The sequence below is a fragment of the Sphingobacteriaceae bacterium GW460-11-11-14-LB5 genome (assembly GCA_002151545.1).
GTDB lineage: Bacteria > Bacteroidota > Bacteroidia > Sphingobacteriales > Sphingobacteriaceae > Pedobacter.
Window position 1 is genome coordinate 6,082,345 of the sequence record CP021237.1, and the last position, 18,131, is coordinate 6,100,475.

Sequence of the window (18,131 nt, forward strand, 5' to 3'; positions counted from 1 at the left end):
ATAGTGCTTTTTCAAGATTTGGTGAAAATTAGAATTTTAAAATAGGAGAGTGGTTTTAAAGCGATTTCTTTTTCAAGTTTAAACCGATTTATCGCCTTAATATTCTCTATGTAAAATAATGATTTTAAATGAAATAAGCCAGAACCTAAATTGAATATACGATCTACATGTTTTAACCAATTGTTTGGGGTGAAGTGATTTAATATTAAGAGTTTTCCGCCTGGTTTTAAAACATGGTGGCATTGCATGAGTAAGTTTTCTGGCTGATCTGCAACAGCAATAATATGCGATAACACCACATAATCGAAGCTATCCGCCGCAAATTCGAGTTGTTCTCCATTCATCTGAAATAATTCAATTTCGCCACTTGAATTTTTTTTAGCGGCGTTGAGCATCGATGTAGAAATTTCTATGCCGGTAATTTTGTGATTTTTATAGAGCGGGAAATGCGAGCCGTTTCCCACACCGATTTCGAGCAGATTCCCATAGGGCAGTTGATTAATCTCATCGAAAAATTTTTTCTTTTGCGGTTTAAGAAAAATATCGACCAGTGGATATAAAAAAGAAAACCGGTTATAGAAATTGGTTTGAGCGCTCAAATTTTTAGTGTTAAGAATTAAATTGAATTAAAGCATTTTTAATCTGCCGCCTATGCCTTAAAATATGAACGATGGCATGCTCTAACATTTGTTCTACATCGTATTGCTGTCCCCACTTTGTATTTATCTTTTTGGTTTGATCGAACTCTTCCATGGTGATATCGGGGTTTCTGATGAAAAAGTCCTCATTATATTTAAGCGCTTCCCGAAGTCTTGAGATATAAGGAGCCACCTGATCAAACTGCAGTCGTGCTGGCCTTGTTGTTTGCAATCCGATGGCATTTTCGATATACACCGCATAACTGAACATGGCAGCGGTTACATGTGTCAAAATAGTTTGAATGGAAATACAATCGGTATTTGAACTTTCTGGCTCGATGGTTTTAATCAGTTGATGCGGGCTAATTGGTTCGATTACTGCAATAAGTTCGTCAATCGCCTTTTTATATTCATCCATCAGTGCGGCTATAGCACCGGTAAGTTTATTGGCACCCATCATAAAACAAATATAATTGTTTGGGATGAATTTTGTGTTGCGAGGCTCTTTGTCGGTCTGGATTTACAATCCGGATCTTTTGTATTTATAATCCACTAATAAAAGGATTGCAAATCCTTAGTTCATGAGTCAGAATTGAAAATCCTGACTAACAAAGTTTAAGTTAACAGATCGATTATTCCAATGTAGAGTGGTAAAGGAATCATTGCGGTAATCACAATGAATTCTTTTTTTGACCGGCCTTTACTCACCAGGGTGATGATCAAGAAAGTGACAAAGTAGATAAAAGTGAGAGATAGGATGCCTACAATCATACCAAAATCGGGCATGCCGCATCTTAGCTTTGTACTTACCGGCTGGGTATGAAAAAATATGAAAGTATATATCCAGCTAACGATATAAAGAACTAAGAATATTAATGAAATTATCCTTCGCCATATAAATGCAAGGATGGGATTTACGATTTCCATGTACCTCTTTTATTCTTAATGCCCGGAATGTAAAAAGGTAATCTTTGTTGGTCTGGATTTGCAATCCAGATCTTTTGTATTGTGGATTTATAATCCAAAATAAAAGGATTACAAATCCTTAGTTCATGGATATACTTTCTAGAGTTGACAACTTTAATAGCAAGCAGGCAAGAATTTGTCAACTCATTAATCTTTTTAACATGAGCCCAATTAATATTTTCTTTAATTTGTCCTTAAAGCATATGCAAGGCTAGGCGTTACGTCATGCTGAACTTGTTTCAGCATCTTTTTAGGCAGGCAAGACCCTGAATAAATTACCTTCGGTGAGCTCGCTAAGGCTCGGTTCAGGGTGACGATTCTGGTAGGTCGGGATTAGAAATTCCGATCAGCTATTACAATAAATCTTTAATAATTTTCTCGATCGATAAACCTTCAGCTTCGGCGCGATAGTTACGCACAATACGGTGGCGTAAAATAGGCTCAGCAACGGCTTTAACATCTTCGATATCCGGCGAGTATTTTCCACTTACTGCGGCATGGCATTTTGCACCCAGCACTAAAAACTGAGAGGCACGTGGCCCGGCACCCCAGCTGATGTATTTGTTAATGGCATCAGTTGCAAATTCACTGTTTGGACGGGTTTTAGCTGCTAATTTTACGGCATATTCTAAAACGTTATCGGTGATCGGAATATCGCGGATTAGTTTCTGGAAATATTGGATATCATCTGCATGGATAATTTTCTGCAGTTGAACGGTTTTATTGCTGGTGGTGTTTTTAACGATGTTCAATTCATCTGCAAAGGCAGGATAGTTTAATTGAATGTTGAACATGAAACGATCTAACTGAGCTTCGGGTAGGGGGTATGTTCCTTCCTGCTCAATAGGATTTTGGGTAGCCAAAACGAAAAAGGGTTTTGGTAAAATATGGGTCTGTCCAGCTGCGGTAACCGATTTCTCCTGCATAGCTTCTAACAAAGCAGCCTGGGTTTTTGGTGGGGTACGGTTAATCTCATCAGCCAGGATAATATTAGAAAAAACAGGCCCTTTTATAAATTTAAAGTGCCTGTCTTCTCCTAAAATCTCTGCGCCAATAATGTCGCTTGGCATTAAATCTGGTGTAAACTGGATCCGGTTAAAATCGAGGTCTAAAACTGAAGCTACTGTTTGTACAAGTAAAGTTTTGGCTAATCCTGGTACGCCAACCAACAGACAGTGTCCGTTACTAAAAATGGCGATTAAAACAGATTTTATGATGTCATCTTGTCCAACTACTACTTTGCTTATTTCGGCTTTAATGTTGTTGAAAGATTGATGAAGTGCATCAACAGCTTCTACTTCGTTCTTATACTGCATTGGTGTTATTTTGCGGCTGTGGTTTTAGTCCAGATTTTTAATTCATCACAGGTGTTAAATTCGTCGTCGATTTTAATGTAAGTGCTTTCGCGACGTTTTTCAAACCATTCGCTTAAAGTACGATTAATTTTATCACTTTGTGCGGCATCTCTGATTTTTGGGAAATCTTGCGCTAAGTTTGCTTTATGCGGAGGTATTTTAGATTTTAAATATAAAATGCGGTAACCTTGTTTTCCATCAGCTGCAGTAAATAAATCTGGTTTAGAAATACCGCCAATTTTCATGCTGTCGATTACCAAAAATACTGAAGGATCTAATTTATCAACCGGAATAAAGGTACTTCTTGCCTGAACGTTTTCGGCATTAAGCATCATACCACCATTGTATTTACTCTCTTTATTATCAGAATAAAGATTTGCAGCAGCAGCGAAACTTAATTTTTTACCAATAATGTTGTTGTAAATACTATCTGCATGCAATTTTAAACGGGTTAAACTTTCAGGTGTAGTTTTAGGCATAATTAAAATATGTCTAACGTGTACCTGCTCACCTCTACGCTCTAAAACCTGTAAAAAGTGGAAACCATAATCTGTTTCGAACACAGGCGAAATTTCTCCTGCTTTTAACTTAAATGCCCAGGCCGTAAATTCTTTAACCATGGTGTTTCTGTCGATAAAACCATAATCACCACCATCGGCAGCAGAACCCGGATCTTCAGAATAAGTTTTTGCTAAAACACCCATATCCTCACCACTTTTAACCCTTAAACGAAGGGCTTCAATTTTATCGCGGAATTTCTGTTTTTCTGCTCTGGTTAACTGTGGGTTTAAAATCACCTCACCAACTTCAACCTCAGTATTAAATTCAGGGATGCTATCACCTAAAGATTTGAAATATTTTTCAACCTCCATTGGCGTAACATTGATGTTTTCGGTGATTTTTTGCTGCATTTTCTGTGCAATCAACTCATCTTTTACTGATGGCCTGATTTCATCTTTGTATTGCAGAACCGATTTGTTTAAGAATTGCTCTAAACGCTCTTGTCCACCGGCACGTTGCATACTGTAACGCATACGCTTGTTTACCTCATCATCAACAGCACCATCTTCTACCATTACCGAATCGATTTCGGCTTGTTGTTTAAGCAGTTTCTGGGTTAAGGTTTGTTGTAATATTTTGCACTTAATATCATTATTGGGCTGGTTTCCCTGATAAAGATATTGCGTGTATTGTTGGTTTAAATCTGATAGCAGGATAATATTATTTCCTACAACAGCAGCAACTTTATCTACAGTGTGCTTTTGTGCGAAACTGTTTAGAAACAGGCAAATTAAAGCGGTTGCTACTAAAAAAACTTTCTTCATTCTATTTGTTATATTTTGCAAATTTAATACTTATGGTCAAAAAAAATCAGGCTTATAACCTGGCCAGCTTTTTCAGCTCGTTTTCATTGATTTTGATCTGATATTTTTGTTTCAGGCCTTTTAGCCATTTTTCCTCTAAACTCAGTTGGTAATCGGCAATTACCTCTCCTCTAACTTCGCTTAAAGGTTTATTGTAATTTTGTTGGTTTTTGCTGTAAAATTCATTTATCGCCTGTTCGTCTTCCTGTGCCTTGTTCCATATTTTTTGTTCAGAAACATTAAACATCAAAACCCCTTCACGGTATTCATTCAATAAGAAATCGTGATCTTTGCTACTCACCCCAACTTTTTTATGTGTGGCCAGTGCATCTTCATAGGTTTTAATTTCTTCCTGGTAACTGGCATTTTTATCCAATCCCATCTCCCGGGCATCTAAAACTTTAAGCTTAAAATTTATGTACAAGTTTAAATAGGCTTGTAAAGTATCGTAGGCCGCACTAACGCTGCCGTTATGGCTTTTTTTGTATGCCCACATAAATTCTTTGGCACTTATTGTTTTACCATTTACCACAGCAACGTTTTGTGCAAACGAAATGCTATAAATAAAGCTGAAAATAAATAAGCAGTAAGCTTTCCTCACGCAGAGCACTCTATAAATTTTAAGGGATAAAAGTAACAATTAGCGACGCTATTATAAGATATTTAACTAATTTTAACAGAAATTATTATCCAACAAAAATACGAATGGAAAACCAGGTTACCAACAATGCGAATGCTTTACGTTTATTTTTTACCGAAGAGGTTTTCCTGGTAAAGGATGAAAGCGTAGAAATTCTGCCTTTACGTAATCCAGAGCCAGTTTTGGCTGTCGAAAATGTTTCCCTTAATGAAGTAAAAGAACCAGTTTTAAAACCGGAAATAACACAAATTCCTGGGATTAATGCTACAAATGTGCCAAAAGTTTATCCGCAAGCGCCTGAAATTCCGCATATTGTGGCCGAACCAGCACCCGAAAAAACGTTTAAATTTTTAGGTGGAAATAAAAAATCGGTACTGATTTTGGTGAATGATAACCAGAACGATGTAAGTACCGAACAGGGTAGGGAACTGCTGCGGAAAATTGTAAAGGCGGTAGATTTGGGTACACCGGATTTTGCCATTTTAAACTATGCAAATTACAGTGGAACTGATTATGCAGAACTGCACCGGTTTTTTAAACCAGCCATTATGTTATCTTTTGGCGTAGCGATTGCAGATTTGAGACTAAACCTTACCTGGCAGAATGAAATCATCATTCATGAAACAACTAAAATAGTTTTCGCCCCTAATCTCCATCAGCTGGATAGTGATTTAACGGCTAAAAAAACGCTTTGGGGCCACCTCCAGAAAATTAAATAAGTCTGTAACAACGTAACGCCCGATCTTTCAAACCTACACCCTACACCCTACACCCTACACCCTACACCCTACACCCTACACCCTACACCCTACACCCTACACCCTACACCCTACACCCTACACCTTAAACCTTTTACCCTTGTTACAATGAAAAAACTTGTATTTGCCACTAATAATCAACATAAAACCGAAGAAATACGCTCAGCGCTTGAAGGTAAATATGAAGTGTTAAATCTGGAAGATATTGGTTGTTTGGTTGATATCCCCGAGACGGCTGATACCTTTAAAGGAAATGCAACCTTAAAGAGCAGTTATGTGGTTGAACATTTTGGTTTAGATTGCTTTGCCGACGACAGTGGTTTAGAGGTTGATGCCTTGAATAACGAACCCGGCGTTTATTCTGCCCGATATTCGGGAAGCCGCGATAGTTTAGAAAATATTCAATTGGTTTTGGCTAAGCTTGAGGGAAACTCCAACAGAAAAGCGAGGTTTAAAACGGTAATCTCTTTAATGCAGGATGGTAAAAACCATATTTTTGAAGGTTTAATTGAGGGGACCATCAGAACAGCATTATCCGGTTCAAAAGGTTTTGGTTATGATCCTATTTTTCAGCCGGATGGTTATGATATTACCTTTGCTGAAATGGACATGGCCGAGAAGAATAAAATCAGCCACCGTGCCATTGCACTTAAAAAGATGATGAATTTTTTGAAGGAAGAGTTATAGAAATCTTTTTTTCTTCTTGCTGCTTTGCCGATTGTCTATAAAAGTTACGATTTCTAAAGTGTTGCTTTTTGGTTTAATTCGGTACACAACTGATATGTGTGGGATGATAAAACCTATATGTGTATTCTTTGTTTTATAGGTTTTTCTAGAAATTAATGGTTCCTCAGACAGGGTATCGAGATAGGCAAATACCCTTATAATAAATTTTTTTACTTCTACTTCTGTCCAATTTTCTTTTAGATAATCAATATTTTTTTGGAAAGTTTCGCCAGCTTTTTTAGACCAAATAATATCCATTAAACACTAAACCTTTTTTTAGCCTCTTCATGGCTAAAACTTTCACCCCGATCTAGTTGGTTTATTCCTTCCAGGACATCATCTTGTTGGCTGCTGTTTAATCCATCAAACCAATCAAAATCTCTTGCAGTAATCAGTGATTTAATATCTCTGATTAAACTTTCATCATCAGAATTAATGATCTGTTGAAGTACACTTAGTTTTTCTGATTGTAAATCCATGAATAAATTTAGCCATTAATTTAGTGAATAGCAAAAACTACATTTTACCAGCCACCTTTTTCACCTGAACAGAATCTTTTTTCGTTTGAACTGAATCCTTTTTTGGTAAAATAGGTTTGATGCCAAAATTGGCCGTATCTGCCGGTTTAGCTTGTGGCAATTTCTTATCCACGTTTAAACTGTCTTTTCCCAAGGTGATTTTCGGTTTAACCGCAGGTGCTGTTGTTGATGGTTTAGTTGCCGGATTTGTCGTTTTAGTGCCAGCTACGGTTTTACCCGCAACTGCCTTTGCCTTTACTTTGGGCTTTGCTTTGCCCGAAGAGCCAATGGCATCTTTCTTCGATTTTGGACGTTCGGTAGGTTTCCACGAAAAACCTTTTAATACATGATCTTTTGCAATCGTGTTTTCTGGATTTAAGGCTCCTTCTATTCCCTTGATATAAACAATTTCCTCAATGGCATTTTCCTTATCCTTAAAGATGAACTTTATCCTGCTACTCAAGGTTTGGTTCATTTCTTTATACACCTTTGTGCTATCATCCTGGGTATAATAAATACTTTCGGCGTTGCCATCCACATAGAGGTTCTTAAATTTCCCATTCGTAAAGAAGCCCGTCATTAACCTTCCTTTTATTTGGTTAAACCTTAACGAATCTTTTGGTGTATTAACTAAAAATGCATTTCTAAATGCCTGTAGATTATTCAGTTTTTTATTCTTGAACTGCACAAATATAGTGTCGCCAACCTGTTGAGAGCCTTCCGACCAGATGATCGGATTACTATAGCAACGTAAAGTAGAATCGGCACTGGTATAAAACAGACTATCGGTTTTCGCTTGTATGTTCGTTTTAAAAATCTTAACGCCGTGGTAAGCCTTGATAATACGGGTTTGAACGGTATCTGCCGGATTAAACTTGGCGGTATCAGTCTTTGCACCGGTTTTTAAATTTCCCAGAACTTTGGTTAAACTGTCTTTGGCGCCCGATTTTGTTATTTTCTTTTGCAGACTATCAATTTTCGTTTTTGAAATATCCTTTACAATTGGAGCAGCCTTATCGGTGATTTTCTTTTGCAGACTATCGACTTTAGTTTTCGATACATCTTTTACTATCGAATTGGCTTTTTCAGCCAGCTTTTTCAGGCTATCCGTTTTAATTTTAGGCAGGTTTTTGATAATGGAATCGGCTTTGTTCTTTAGAAGATTATTTTTCTGCAAACTATCAGGGTTAAGCCCGGGCAGATCTTTGCCAAGCGAATCTACTTTCGATTTTAAGCTGTCAATACTTTTATCCTTCAGGTTTAACGGATCTTCTGTCGTAGCATCACCCTTATTCTTTTTCTTCCTGTCAGCTCTGCTTATTTTTGTGGTATTGCGTTTATTCCTATCTTCTTTTGGAATACTCTGACTTTCTGGTTTCTCCTTTGCTTCAGTTTTTTCTTTTTTCTCGCCAGTTTCTTCATCATCCTCTCCAACCTGGTTATCTGCTTTGATGGAAATTTTGGGCACTAATTTTAAGGTTTTTTGCAATACCATCTGGGTTTCTAAGGTATCGGCGCCCAACCATAAACTGTCCGGTCTTTTTTTATTTTTCACCATTACCGAATCTTCGGTACCTATTCCTAAATAGGCATTTCGGGTAACCAAAGTCCGCTGATCTAGTTTATAGTAATAACCCAAATCGCCGAACATTTTCATTTTATCTTTCGTATCCGAAAAAACAATGTTTTTTACAGCTTTGCCAATGCCTTTCTTCCCGTAATAATACAAACTATCGCCTTTTAAAGATCTTGTACCTTGTGTATAAAGATTTTTCTTGCCAAAAAAGGCATCTTCTGTCATGGTGTTATACTGACCATTTTCGGTGTAAAGGTTATCGTCCTTTCCTTTGATGTTGGTTGGCCCGTAAAAAAAAGTCCATTTACTTTGTGTATTGTAGCTCATGGTATCCGATTTTATAGTCGACTGTGGTGTAACCACAACTACATCATATTTAAAATAGGCATCGTTTGAGTTGCTAAAATAATAGCCGTTTTTACTGGTCAGTGTAACTTCCTTATTTACAATTTTACCTCCGCTGGTGTAAGTTCCGATCTTGCTGAGGGTGTTATAATCTAAAATATTGGTGGTTAAAATCGATGTTGGATCGATCATTTTTACATTTCCGGTTAAATGCGCATGTTTTTTGTTTCCATCATACTCCAGTTGATCAGAATAAATATCAGTGGTAAGCTGGTTGATATGTACATTTTTAAAAGCTTCGAAATAGTTCCGTTCACTATAAAATACAGCGCTATCACAGGTTAAAGTTGCGTTGTCCTGTTGGAAAACCGGGTTACGCAAGTAGCTGATTTTTTTCTTGGTATCTCCGGTTATTTTGGAAAATGAAACGATTTTAATCTTCGAAGCGGGTTGCTGACCGAATAAAAATACCGGACTGATTAGCAGGAATAAAAAGACAAATAGTTTTTGCACACTACAAAGTTAGTTTTTTGTTCCGAACGTTCGGAATACCAGTTAAAATTAAATATTTTTGATGGATGTTACCCGTAAAACAATTTCAGGATTTTATTGAACAGCAACAGCTGTTTGTTCGGGCTAACAGGATTCTTTTGGCCGTAAGCGGAGGAAAAGATTCGGTATTAATGTTGCATTTGTTTAAAGCAATAGGCATTGATATTGGTGTGGCACATTGTAATTTTAATTTAAGGGCTGATGAAGCACAACGTGATGAAAGTTTTGTTGCGCTGTTAGCCAAAAATTTGGGATTACCTTTCTATGTAACGCATTTTGACACCAAAAAATATGCGGCCGAAAATAAAATTTCTACCCAGATGGCAGCACGCGATTTGCGTTATCACTGGTTTGAGGAAATCAGGCGTAAAGAGGGCTACGATTATATTGCGCTGGCCCAACACCAGAACGATGCGGTTGAAACCGTACTGATTAACCTTACGCGTGGTACCGGGATAAGTGGATTGCATGGCATTTTGCCAAAACGTGATTTATTGATCAGGCCTTTATTGTTTTTAAACCGACAACAAATTGATGAAATGGTACGGGCAAATCACCTCGATTTTGTAGAAGACAGTTCGAACGCCAGTACAAATTATACACGGAATAAAATCAGATTACAGGTTGTACCGCACTTGCAGGAAATTAACCCAAATCTCGAAAAAACATTTGCAGAGAACATTGCTCGTTTTGCAGAAATTGAGACTTTTTTAAATATACAGGTTCAAAAGCTTGAAAGTAAAATTTTAAATAAACGGACTGATGGAATTTATATTCCTCTAGAAGAGGTTTCGAAATTGAACCCACAAAAACTGTTGCTTTACGAGCTACTTAAGCCTTTTAATTTTGGTGAAAATGTGGTGCAGGAAATTTTAGACAGTTTAAAGGCTTTAAGTGGCACCCATTTTTTTAGCAGCACACATCAAGCCATCATCAACAGGAGTGATCTGGTTATTGTTGAAAAAAATACATCGGTTACGGCGAATCAGTTTATCCATCCAACAACAGAAAACATTGCTTTTGCCAATGATGAAATTTCATTGAAGTTTACAGAAGAATTGAAATTCGAAACGAATTTGAACAAAGCTTTTGTTAATGCCGATAAATTAATTTTTCCATTGGTGCTGAGGAATTGGCAAAACGGAGATAAGTTTATCCCATTGGGTATGCGAAACCCCAAAAAAGTGAGCGATTATTTTATCGACGAGAAAGTTCCCCTACATTTGAAAAGCGTTACACCCATTTTGGTTAACGGAAATGGCGAAATTGTCTGGATTGCGGGTATGCGCCAGGATAACCGATATAAATTAACTACTGCAACAAAAAAAGTTGCTATATTCGAACTCAAAATTAAATAAGTGGAAAGCAAATACGCCTATATCGAAAAACAATACATCGGCCGTGATTATGTTCGTATTTTCATTAGGCTGATTATGGCTGCATTTTGTTTTGCCGCCTACGTTTATGAGCGCGATCGCGACAATACGCAAGACCTATTCCTCGTGGTAGGTTTTGGGATTATCGGCGTTTCTATGCTTTTGCTTTTCCTGATTCAGTACAAAATTGTGGTCGATAATGGCAGCATGATCCTGGATGGCCTTTGGACAACCAAGCGCGTTAAGATTGATCTGAACAGCATTGTTGATGTGCGTAAGGCAACCTATAGTCGTTATTTTTTCAATAATCCGGTTTATAACCTGCATACAAAAGGTACAATCCGCTTTTATTCGTCGGGTAAGGATGCGGTTGTTTTAACCGATCGCGATGGTCTGGAATATTTTATCGGTACCCAAAGACCTAACGAACTTTTCCTTGTGATAAAAGAGGAAATGAGAAACCTAAAATAATTATTTAGGCAGAAATTTCCTCAATTTTCCTCATCTTATATTCTAGTGATTTCTATGTTACCTGTTATTAAAGGTTACATGAGGTTTTTTGATTTGGCATTTTAATTGAAAGTTCGCTGATGTAATGGAGGATGTTTTAGCCGCAGATTCGCAGATTAAATAAACTTATATTTATGGGAGATTCATATAGTGATATTGATTATCCTTTTCAGGAAGAATGTTATTTGTTAATTGGAATTACGATGGAAATACATCGTATTTTGGGGAAAGGGTTTTCAGAAATTGTCTACAAAGATGCGCTAGAATTCGAACTTAGGAATAGAAATATCAAGTACGAAAGAGAGAAAGAATTTTCTGTAAATTACAAAGGAACTATACTTAAACATAAATTTTATGCTGATTTTGTTGTCGATGATAAAGTTATTATCGAGGTGAAATCTAAATCTGAGTTGATAAATGAACATTATGCGCAAGTTTTGAATTATCTCGCTATATCAAAACTAGGAATAGGTTTGTTAATTAATTTTAATGAAAAATCTTTGCAGTACAAAAGAATCATTAGAAGCTATTAAGCTTCAATTTTCGAATTGAAATTAATCTGCTAATCTGCGGCAATTGTTCTCGAAAAGCTATCTGTTTTTATTGCAATAAGCCGACACGCAATATAGATTAAAATCGGGTACATTTGCGGTAACAACAATACATGTACAATGAAGATAGGAATTGTTTGCTACCCCACTTTTGGCGGTAGTGGAGTAGTTGCAACAGAACTTGGTAAGGCACTTGCTAACGAGGGTCATCAGGTTCACTTTATCACATATAGTCAGCCTGCCAGGCTGGATTTCTTTTCGGCTAATCTGTTTTATCATGAAGTTTCGGTAAGAGATTATCCACTCTTCGATTATGCCCCTTACGAATCGGCTTTGGCCAGTAAACTGGTAGATGTTGTCCGTTTCGAACAGCTTGATGTGTTACATGTTCATTACGCTATTCCACATGCTTCTGCAGCGTTTATGGCGAAGCAGATTCTGGCCAGCTATGGTATCAATATCCCTGTGGTAACTACTTTGCACGGTACCGATATTACTTTGGTAGGTAAAGATCCAACTTATAAACCTGTGGTTACCTTTTCTATTAATCAAAGCGATGGCGTAACTACAGTGTCGGAAGATTTAAAAGAAGATACCTATAACCATTTCGAGATTACAAAAGAAATTAAGGTAATCCCAAATTTTATAGATTTTTCGCGATTCAGTTTACAGGCAAAAGGGCATTTCAAAAAAGCAATTGCGCCGAATAACGAACGTATTTTAATTCACACCAGTAATTTCAGGAAAGTGAAACGTACCGCTGATGTGATCCGGATTTTCGAAAAAGTACAGGCTGTAATTCCTTCCAAATTGTTAATGGTAGGTGATGGACCTGAACGTGCTTACGATGAGCAATTATGCCGGTCATTGAATATTTGCGAAAATGTAAGGTTTTTAGGTAAGCAGGATGCGGTAGAAGAAATCCTATCGGTTTCAGATCTCTTCTTAATGCCGTCAGAATCTGAAAGCTTCGGTTTAGCAGCATTAGAAGCAATGGCCTGTAAAGTGCCTGCAATTACCACCAATGCCGGCGGTTTACCCGAGCTTAACGTTGATGGTTTTTGTGGCTACATGAGCAACGTTGGAGATGTAGACGCGATGGCCGCCCATGCCATTGAAATATTAAAAGATGATGAAACCCTGAATCGTTTCAAAGAAAATGCTTTTGCAAGGGCACAAGATTTTGACCTGAAAAAGATCCTCCCGGTTTATGTTAATTATTATAAGGAAGTAATCGAAAATTCGTTACAAGCTAAATATCAAAATTAGGCTTAAAATCAAGGGTTAGAAAAAAATTATTTGGCCATTCGATATAAATCGGATGGCTTTTTTGCGATATACATCAAGATAAATTGATTTGTAGATTTGATATTTTTCTTGCAGAGCATGAGATGTATATTTGATTCTTAAATATAAATCTATGCTTCATAATTTTTTTAAAAATATCTTTAAGAAAAAGTCATCTATTAAGCTTACCAAAAGCCAATACTGGAAAAAATTTGAACTCGTTGAGTTATTTGATGATTTATTCAAAGCGGAAAGATTGTTAAAAGATTTAATTCAAAGAAATATAGGTGGTGTTGAATTACAAAAATTTACTGATCTCTTTGTTGAAGAACTTTATTATATCCATGGTGATAATGTCCCTGACTTTACAAGTATTATGAATCTGTTTAGGCCTAATGGAGAATGGGATTCTTTTCAATTTTTGAAAGAATATAAGCTGGGAATAGAAATTTATAGTAGATCAAGTAGATGGAAGCGAAACCAGGGCTTTAAAGTGGGGTGCAAAGTATCATTAGAAGGCGAATTTGGTGTTGTATTAAACACTAACAATGGATATTGCGGATTAATTTGCTGGGATAGTGATGTTGAAGATGATACTGAAGATTGGAGGGGGATGTTCGAATCTTTTCAGGATATTGGCGGAGAGATAATTGATCCAGATTATAAATTCAAATTTATCAATGATGACGGCTCAAAAAAAAAGAGCTATTGAGAACACCTTAAAAAAGAAATACTTAGCAAAAGTAAACTTTCTCAAAATCAAATGATTATAAATCGTATCTTTGCGGCTTGAAACGGTTTGGCAGATAAAGATTCCTAAAATCATTTCAACAAAAAATAAAAAGAGGTTATCCCAAATGAAGAAAATAGTTGATTACAGAAAGCTTTTGAGCGTAGATAAAAATGCTGAGTTAAAAGAGCTTAAATCTGTGTACCGGACATTGATGAAAGATTGTCACCCTGATAAATTTCAGCAGGAAGAAGAGAAATTAGATGCAGAAGCCAGAAGTAAAGAAATTATCGAAGCTTACCATTTCCTGGTAAGTATTGCGCCAGAAACACGCGAACAGAATATCGAAACGTATACGCAAACAACAACATTATCGAATATTCAGGATTTCGAATACAAACAACAGGTTTTAAATATCCAGTTTTTTGATGGTAGTGCTTACGAATATTTCGATGTGCCAAAAGCAATCTACGTGAAATTGGTTAATGCCGATTCTCCGGGTCGTTTTGCCCGCAGACACATTTTTAACGAATTCCCTTACCGTAATGTTGCAAGGGTTGCAGAACCAGCATAAAATTGCTAAATACAATATTAGAATGGTCCCGGTGAAAATCGGGACCATTTTTTTGTTTTTTCGGGTCGTCATACAGATTTGTTTTAGCATCTATCATGCTATAAGATCCTGAGTTAAACTCAGGACGACGATCGGTTGGCAGGATTTTAATCTTGTTTAATCTATTCTTCACTGCTTCATGCTATTCTTGACTGCGTCATACTGAACTTGTTTCAGTATCTATCATGCTATGAAAGATCCTGAGATGAACTCAGGGACGATCGGTTGGCAGGATTTTAATCTTGTTTAATTTATTCTTCACTGCTTCATGCTATTCTTGACTGCGTCATACTGAACTTGTTTCAGTATCTATCATGCTAGGGAAGATCCTGAGATGAACTCAGGATGACGATCACGCAGGATTTAATCTTGGTTAATTTGTTCTTTACTGCGTCATGCTATTCTTGGTTGCGTCATACTGAACTTGTTTCAGTATCTATCATGCTAGGAAAGTCCGGAGTTAAACTGAGGACAGGAATCTTCTTTATTCAATGGTATTGAACAAATCGTCCCAATTAGGATTGCTTTGGTTAGTTAAATTTATCTTCCATGCCCTCCGCCAGTTTTTCAATTGCTTTTCTTTCGCAATGGCTTCCTCAATAGAATCGAACTGCTCATAATAAACGAGTCTATTACAATTGTATTTAGCTGTAAATGAATTAGGATGCTCCTTTTCTTTGTGCTCTACTATTCTGAAATATAAATCTGATGTTACGCCAATGTACAAAACTGTATGGGTATGATTCGTTAATATGTAAACGCAGCCACATCGTTCCATAACTTCTTTTGTTCTGTTTGATGCCGTAAAGATGCTGAAATAAATTAAGCATGACGACCGTGTAAGGGAACGGAACTTAATTTATTTACATGTTCTGTCATACTGAACGTGTTTCAGTCTACCACGTTAAGCTCAAATGTTCCGACCATTTTAATTCCTTCGGCAATAGCTGATTGCTGAATTCTAGATGAATCACCCTTCTTTTTTGGTTGTTTGTTGTTCTGTTCGAACTGTGTAAAAGAAGCGGTTTCATAATCATCACGCTGCCACTTGTTACATTGCAGCTCAGCTCTTTTTCTATGCTCCAGTCAATATTCTCCGGACGGTAAATGCCCTTGCTATGAGAGTTTGAAATTACTTTAAGTGCGCCGTTTTCTTCGTTGGTGTCGTCGAGATGAATGCGGATAGTAAAATTACTCTCCAGGATATTAAGCGGAGGTTGAACGGCAAACTGATTATGTTTCCTGGTGTAAGGTCCAAAGCCTGCTATTTCAGCCTTTTGATCAACTGAAATGGTTAAATCCTGGTGGTAGGATACAAACCAGTTTGAAGTTTCGGGTTTATCAAAATATATCGATTTAACAAGAAAATAATCTTCGCCAAAAATTTCTCTTATAATCTTTTTTAAGTTGTTGTTGAAGATTAAGCCAGTGCTGGCTGGAACTTCTTTTAAAAACTGACGTATCGCGAAAAGATCTTCCGATTTTCTAAAGGTTTCTTTAGTTGGATCTGTTTTGTCAATCGCCGCTAAGATATCTTCAATTTCCTGATCTGTAAATACATCATCTATCACCGAAAATCCTAATTCCTGAATTTCTCTTTCCTTCACCGCTAAATCCATCATCTCAATTATTCAGCATGGGTTTAAAGCGGTTATCCTTATTTCTTAAGTCCAGGCCACCTTCATAAACAGATTTTAGATTAACCAGATAGAAACTCCAGCCGTTGTGACAACCTAACCGAATGTTTCTTTTTGCCTGATCATTTAAAGGGATATTTTTTTGAGTCAACTCCACAATGGTGTATTCAAACTCTTCTCTAAGTTTAATATCAACCAAACATTCGCCAGCAAAAGTAAACTGAAGTTCATCTTTGCCATTGGCTTGGGTAATGCTGCCGGTTTCAATATCATCATACAGATACCAGATCCATTTGTATCGATCGCCCTTCAATACGTTTTGCGTTTTGTTGAGCAATACATTATTCTCGTCAGAAAATTCCGCCTCACTTAAAAACCATTTCTCAATTTCGTTGGCCTGTGTCCAGGCGTTATACAGGTCTTCAAGTTTTGCTTTAACGGCAATCCTGAGCGTGAATTTTGTCCAATCGAAGTTTTCCATTGGCTTAATTTTAGGTGATTAATTAAAAACCAAACAAACTGGCGCACCAACATCAATACGTTTACCGCTATCGCTTAATTTGCCTGTGGTTTTATTTCGCTTAAAAATAACGATGTTATTCGTGTATTGATGACCGATTAATAGAAATTTTCCGGTCGGATCGATGGTGAAGTTTCTTGGTCCTTTACCCAGTGTACTTACCGTTTCGATAAATTTCAATTTTCCTGTAGGCAGAACTGAAAAAGCAGAAATGCTATTGGCATCTCCACGGTTGGTTTCGTAAAGAAATTTTCCGTCAGCTGAAACATGGATATCAGCAGCATCAACTTTTCCAGTGAAATCTTTTGATGTAGTGCCAATCTCCTGGATTTTAGTTAAACTTCCGTTCGAATAAGCGAAAGCAGTTATACTCCCGTTAAATTCGTGCGCTAAATAGGCAAATTTTCCATTCGGGCTAAAAGTGATGTGCCTCGGGCCAGTACCTGCATTGGTTTTAATAACTGACTTAACGGTCAGAATATTTTCTTTTGCGGCAGGTTTGTAGTTGTAGATATAAATCCGATCTTCACCCAAATCGTTAACAATTAGGTGTTTATAATCTGGTGTGAATTTAACCATGTGTACGTGTGCGCTTTCTTGTCTGCCTTTTGGGTCGATACTTTTTCCGGTATGCTCGATGGTTTGTAAAGCTTCGGTTAAAGCCCCATCTGCTTTTCGTGAAAATATGGCCAAACTGCCGCCGCTATAATTGGCTACGATTACATTTTTGGCATCAACAGTAATAAAACATGGATCAGCGCCATGGCTATCTACCTTATTTAAAAAAGTTAAAGCGCCGCTTGCTGCGTTGTATTTAAAAGCACTTACGGTGCTGGTAGCCCCGGTTTCATTCACCACATAAACAAATTTCTGATCAGGAGAAACGGCCAGGTAACTCGGATTGGCCGTGTTTTTTGTAATGCTTTTTATCGTTGTGGCTGCAGTTGAAGCATTAAAATTATAGGTATATATCCCCTCGCTTTTTCCAGGTGCGGTATATGTACCAACAATGAGATTGTAATTAGCTTTTTGCGCAAATGTTAATGTTGACAATATAGAGAGTAGGAATAATGAACTAATTTTTTTCATGAAAAACGATATTGATTTTAGCAAATATGGGGAATTAAAATTTAATTCGCCACGGAGGCACAGAAGCGCCGAGAAATTTATTTATCGTTGTAGCGAGGCTCGTATTTGTAATGTGCAATACGTGACGATGCAATCGTCATGCTCAGTCATCCTCGTTTCAAACGAGGACGATAATGCTGAAGAACTAAAACAAAAAAGGCAACCATTAATGGATTCTAAATAATGGTCCTCATTCCCGCGCAGGCGGGAATCTTAATGTAGTCTACACGCCCTACCAAGGCATTACGATTCCCAATCAAGTTGGGAATGACGATACCTCGTATCCTGTTATATCCACTCCAACATTTTTCGGAAAAAAATGCTTGCTCACGATGAGATCT

22 protein-coding genes are annotated in these 18,131 nt (G+C 37.1%); 9 read left to right on the forward strand and 13 right to left on the reverse strand.

Going from position 1 to position 18,131, the window contains the following annotated elements; genetic code table 11:
• Window positions 1–11: 11 nt before the first annotated feature.
• From CA265_24955 to CA265_24980, 6 genes are all read right to left on the reverse strand, one after another.
• Window positions 12–599, reverse strand: a complete 588-nt coding sequence (locus tag CA265_24955) for a methyltransferase type 11 (GenBank protein ARS42733.1) — start codon at window positions 597–599, stop codon at window positions 12–14.
• Window positions 600–609: 10 nt separating this feature from the next.
• Window positions 610–1,098, reverse strand: a complete 489-nt coding sequence (locus CA265_24960; GenBank protein ARS42734.1) for a hypothetical protein — start codon at window positions 1,096–1,098, stop codon at window positions 610–612.
• Between the two features lie 155 nt (window positions 1,099–1,253).
• Window positions 1,254–1,565: a hypothetical protein gene (locus CA265_24965; GenBank protein ARS42735.1), complete on the reverse strand. Its 312-nt coding sequence runs from the start codon at window positions 1,563–1,565 to the stop codon at window positions 1,254–1,256.
• A 392-nt stretch (window positions 1,566–1,957) separates the two neighbouring features.
• Window positions 1,958–2,920, reverse strand: coding sequence for an AAA family ATPase (locus CA265_24970; protein ARS42736.1), 963 nt, complete (start codon window positions 2,918–2,920; stop codon window positions 1,958–1,960).
• 5 nt (window positions 2,921–2,925) lie between these two features.
• Window positions 2,926–4,284: a peptidylprolyl isomerase gene (locus tag CA265_24975; protein ARS42737.1), complete on the reverse strand. Its 1,359-nt coding sequence runs from the start codon at window positions 4,282–4,284 to the stop codon at window positions 2,926–2,928.
• Window positions 4,285–4,336: 52 nt separating this feature from the next.
• Entirely contained in the window at window positions 4,337–4,933 is a 597-nt protein-coding gene (locus tag CA265_24980) for a hypothetical protein (protein ID ARS42738.1), read from the reverse strand.
• A 95-nt stretch (window positions 4,934–5,028) separates the two neighbouring features.
• Between CA265_24980 and CA265_24985 the strand changes: the two genes are divergently transcribed.
• Window positions 5,029–5,682: a hypothetical protein gene (locus CA265_24985; protein ID ARS42739.1), complete on the forward strand. Its 654-nt coding sequence runs from the start codon at window positions 5,029–5,031 to the stop codon at window positions 5,680–5,682.
• Window positions 5,683–5,829: 147 nt separating this feature from the next.
• Window positions 5,830–6,408, forward strand: coding sequence for a non-canonical purine NTP pyrophosphatase (locus CA265_24990; GenBank protein ID ARS42740.1), 579 nt, complete (start codon window positions 5,830–5,832; stop codon window positions 6,406–6,408).
• Here CA265_24990 and CA265_24995 read toward each other — a convergent pair.
• From CA265_24995 to CA265_25005, 3 genes are read right to left on the reverse strand one after another with little or no spacing between them, the layout of a single operon-like run.
• Window positions 6,403–6,705 carry a hypothetical protein gene (locus CA265_24995; GenBank protein ARS42741.1) on the reverse strand — a complete coding sequence of 101 codons (303 nt, stop codon included), beginning with the start codon at window positions 6,703–6,705 and terminating at the stop codon, window positions 6,403–6,405. The genes CA265_24990 and CA265_24995 overlap by 6 nt on opposite strands.
• Entirely contained in the window at window positions 6,705–6,926 is a 222-nt protein-coding gene (locus CA265_25000) for a hypothetical protein (protein ID ARS42742.1), read from the reverse strand. Before CA265_25000 ends, CA265_24995 begins: the two co-directional genes overlap by 1 nt.
• Before the next feature lie 37 nt (window positions 6,927–6,963).
• Entirely contained in the window at window positions 6,964–9,399 is a 2,436-nt protein-coding gene (locus CA265_25005; GenBank protein ID ARS42743.1) for a hypothetical protein, read from the reverse strand.
• 65 nt (window positions 9,400–9,464) lie between these two features.
• On the opposite strand from CA265_25005, the gene CA265_25010 reads away from it, so the two are divergent.
• From CA265_25010 to CA265_25035, 6 genes are all read left to right on the forward strand, one after another.
• Window positions 9,465–10,796 carry a tRNA lysidine(34) synthetase TilS gene (locus tag CA265_25010; GenBank protein ARS42744.1) on the forward strand — a complete coding sequence of 444 codons (1,332 nt, stop codon included), beginning with the start codon at window positions 9,465–9,467 and terminating at the stop codon, window positions 10,794–10,796.
• Window positions 10,797–11,285, forward strand: a complete 489-nt coding sequence (locus CA265_25015) for a hypothetical protein (protein ID ARS42745.1) — start codon at window positions 10,797–10,799, stop codon at window positions 11,283–11,285.
• A gap of 173 nt (window positions 11,286–11,458) precedes the next feature.
• A complete protein-coding gene (locus CA265_25020) occupies window positions 11,459–11,857 on the forward strand; it encodes an NADH:ubiquinone oxidoreductase (protein ARS42746.1) in 399 nt (132 codons plus the stop codon).
• A 138-nt stretch (window positions 11,858–11,995) separates the two neighbouring features.
• Window positions 11,996–13,144 carry an N-acetyl-alpha-D-glucosaminyl L-malate synthase BshA gene (locus CA265_25025; protein ID ARS42747.1) on the forward strand — a complete coding sequence of 383 codons (1,149 nt, stop codon included), beginning with the start codon at window positions 11,996–11,998 and terminating at the stop codon, window positions 13,142–13,144.
• Window positions 13,145–13,295: 151 nt separating this feature from the next.
• Complete coding sequence (locus CA265_25030; protein ARS42748.1) at window positions 13,296–13,874, forward strand: hypothetical protein; 579 nt, start codon at window positions 13,296–13,298, stop codon at window positions 13,872–13,874.
• A gap of 145 nt (window positions 13,875–14,019) precedes the next feature.
• A complete protein-coding gene (locus CA265_25035; protein ARS42749.1) occupies window positions 14,020–14,466 on the forward strand; it encodes a molecular chaperone DnaJ in 447 nt (148 codons plus the stop codon).
• A gap of 523 nt (window positions 14,467–14,989) precedes the next feature.
• Here CA265_25035 and CA265_25040 read toward each other — a convergent pair.
• The 4 genes from CA265_25040 to CA265_25055 all read right to left on the reverse strand — a co-directional run bounded on the left by CA265_25040 (window position 14,990) and on the right by CA265_25055 (window position 17,751).
• Window positions 14,990–15,283: a hypothetical protein gene (locus tag CA265_25040; protein ARS42750.1), complete on the reverse strand. Its 294-nt coding sequence runs from the start codon at window positions 15,281–15,283 to the stop codon at window positions 14,990–14,992.
• A gap of 118 nt (window positions 15,284–15,401) precedes the next feature.
• Window positions 15,402–16,127: a phytanoyl-CoA dioxygenase gene (locus tag CA265_25045; protein ARS42751.1), complete on the reverse strand. Its 726-nt coding sequence runs from the start codon at window positions 16,125–16,127 to the stop codon at window positions 15,402–15,404.
• A gap of 1 nt (window position 16,128) precedes the next feature.
• The gene (locus CA265_25050; GenBank protein ARS42752.1) at window positions 16,129–16,623 is read right to left on the reverse strand and encodes a hypothetical protein; all 495 of its coding nucleotides are present in this window, start codon (window positions 16,621–16,623) and stop codon (window positions 16,129–16,131) included.
• 18 nt (window positions 16,624–16,641) lie between these two features.
• Complete coding sequence (locus tag CA265_25055) at window positions 16,642–17,751, reverse strand: 6-phosphogluconolactonase (protein ARS42753.1); 1,110 nt, start codon at window positions 17,749–17,751, stop codon at window positions 16,642–16,644.
• Here CA265_25055 and CA265_25060 point away from each other — a divergent pair.
• Window positions 17,750–17,974, forward strand: a complete 225-nt coding sequence (locus tag CA265_25060) for a hypothetical protein (GenBank protein ID ARS42754.1) — start codon at window positions 17,750–17,752, stop codon at window positions 17,972–17,974. The two genes, CA265_25055 and CA265_25060, sit on opposite strands and share 2 nt — an antisense overlap.
• The last annotated feature ends 157 nt before the right edge of the window (window positions 17,975–18,131 follow it).

Bases quoted from the DNA above. Each gene is read 5' to 3' on its own strand.
- CA265_25040 (ARS42750.1), bottom strand. From the start codon at position 15,283: ATGGAACGATGTGGCTGCGTTTACATATTAACGAATCATACCCATACA.
- CA265_24975 (ARS42737.1), bottom strand. From the start codon at position 4,284: ATGAAGAAAGTTTTTTTAGTAGCAACCGCTTTAATTTGCCTGTTTCTA.
- CA265_25010 (ARS42744.1), top strand. From the start codon at position 9,465: ATGTTACCCGTAAAACAATTTCAGGATTTTATTGAACAGCAACAGCTG.
- CA265_25020 (ARS42746.1), top strand. From the start codon at position 11,459: ATGGGAGATTCATATAGTGATATTGATTATCCTTTTCAGGAAGAATGT.
- CA265_25000 (ARS42742.1), bottom strand. From the start codon at position 6,926: ATGGATTTACAATCAGAAAAACTAAGTGTACTTCAACAGATCATTAAT.
- CA265_25055 (ARS42753.1), bottom strand. From the start codon at position 17,751: ATGAAAAAAATTAGTTCATTATTCCTACTCTCTATATTGTCAACATTA.
- CA265_25045 (ARS42751.1), bottom strand. From the start codon at position 16,127: ATGATGGATTTAGCGGTGAAGGAAAGAGAAATTCAGGAATTAGGATTT.
- CA265_24965 (ARS42735.1), bottom strand. From the start codon at position 1,565: ATGGAAATCGTAAATCCCATCCTTGCATTTATATGGCGAAGGATAATT.
- CA265_24985 (ARS42739.1), top strand. From the start codon at position 5,029: ATGGAAAACCAGGTTACCAACAATGCGAATGCTTTACGTTTATTTTTT.
- CA265_24995 (ARS42741.1), bottom strand. From the start codon at position 6,705: ATGGATATTATTTGGTCTAAAAAAGCTGGCGAAACTTTCCAAAAAAAT.
- CA265_24970 (ARS42736.1), bottom strand. From the start codon at position 2,920: ATGCAGTATAAGAACGAAGTAGAAGCTGTTGATGCACTTCATCAATCT.
- CA265_25030 (ARS42748.1), top strand. From the start codon at position 13,296: ATGCTTCATAATTTTTTTAAAAATATCTTTAAGAAAAAGTCATCTATT.
- CA265_25060 (ARS42754.1), top strand. From the start codon at position 17,750: ATGAAAAACGATATTGATTTTAGCAAATATGGGGAATTAAAATTTAAT.
- CA265_24990 (ARS42740.1), top strand. From the start codon at position 5,830: ATGAAAAAACTTGTATTTGCCACTAATAATCAACATAAAACCGAAGAA.
- CA265_25035 (ARS42749.1), top strand. From the start codon at position 14,020: ATGAAGAAAATAGTTGATTACAGAAAGCTTTTGAGCGTAGATAAAAAT.
- CA265_24960 (ARS42734.1), bottom strand. From the start codon at position 1,098: ATGATGGGTGCCAATAAACTTACCGGTGCTATAGCCGCACTGATGGAT.
- CA265_25050 (ARS42752.1), bottom strand. From the start codon at position 16,623: ATGGAAAACTTCGATTGGACAAAATTCACGCTCAGGATTGCCGTTAAA.
- CA265_25025 (ARS42747.1), top strand. From the start codon at position 11,996: ATGAAGATAGGAATTGTTTGCTACCCCACTTTTGGCGGTAGTGGAGTA.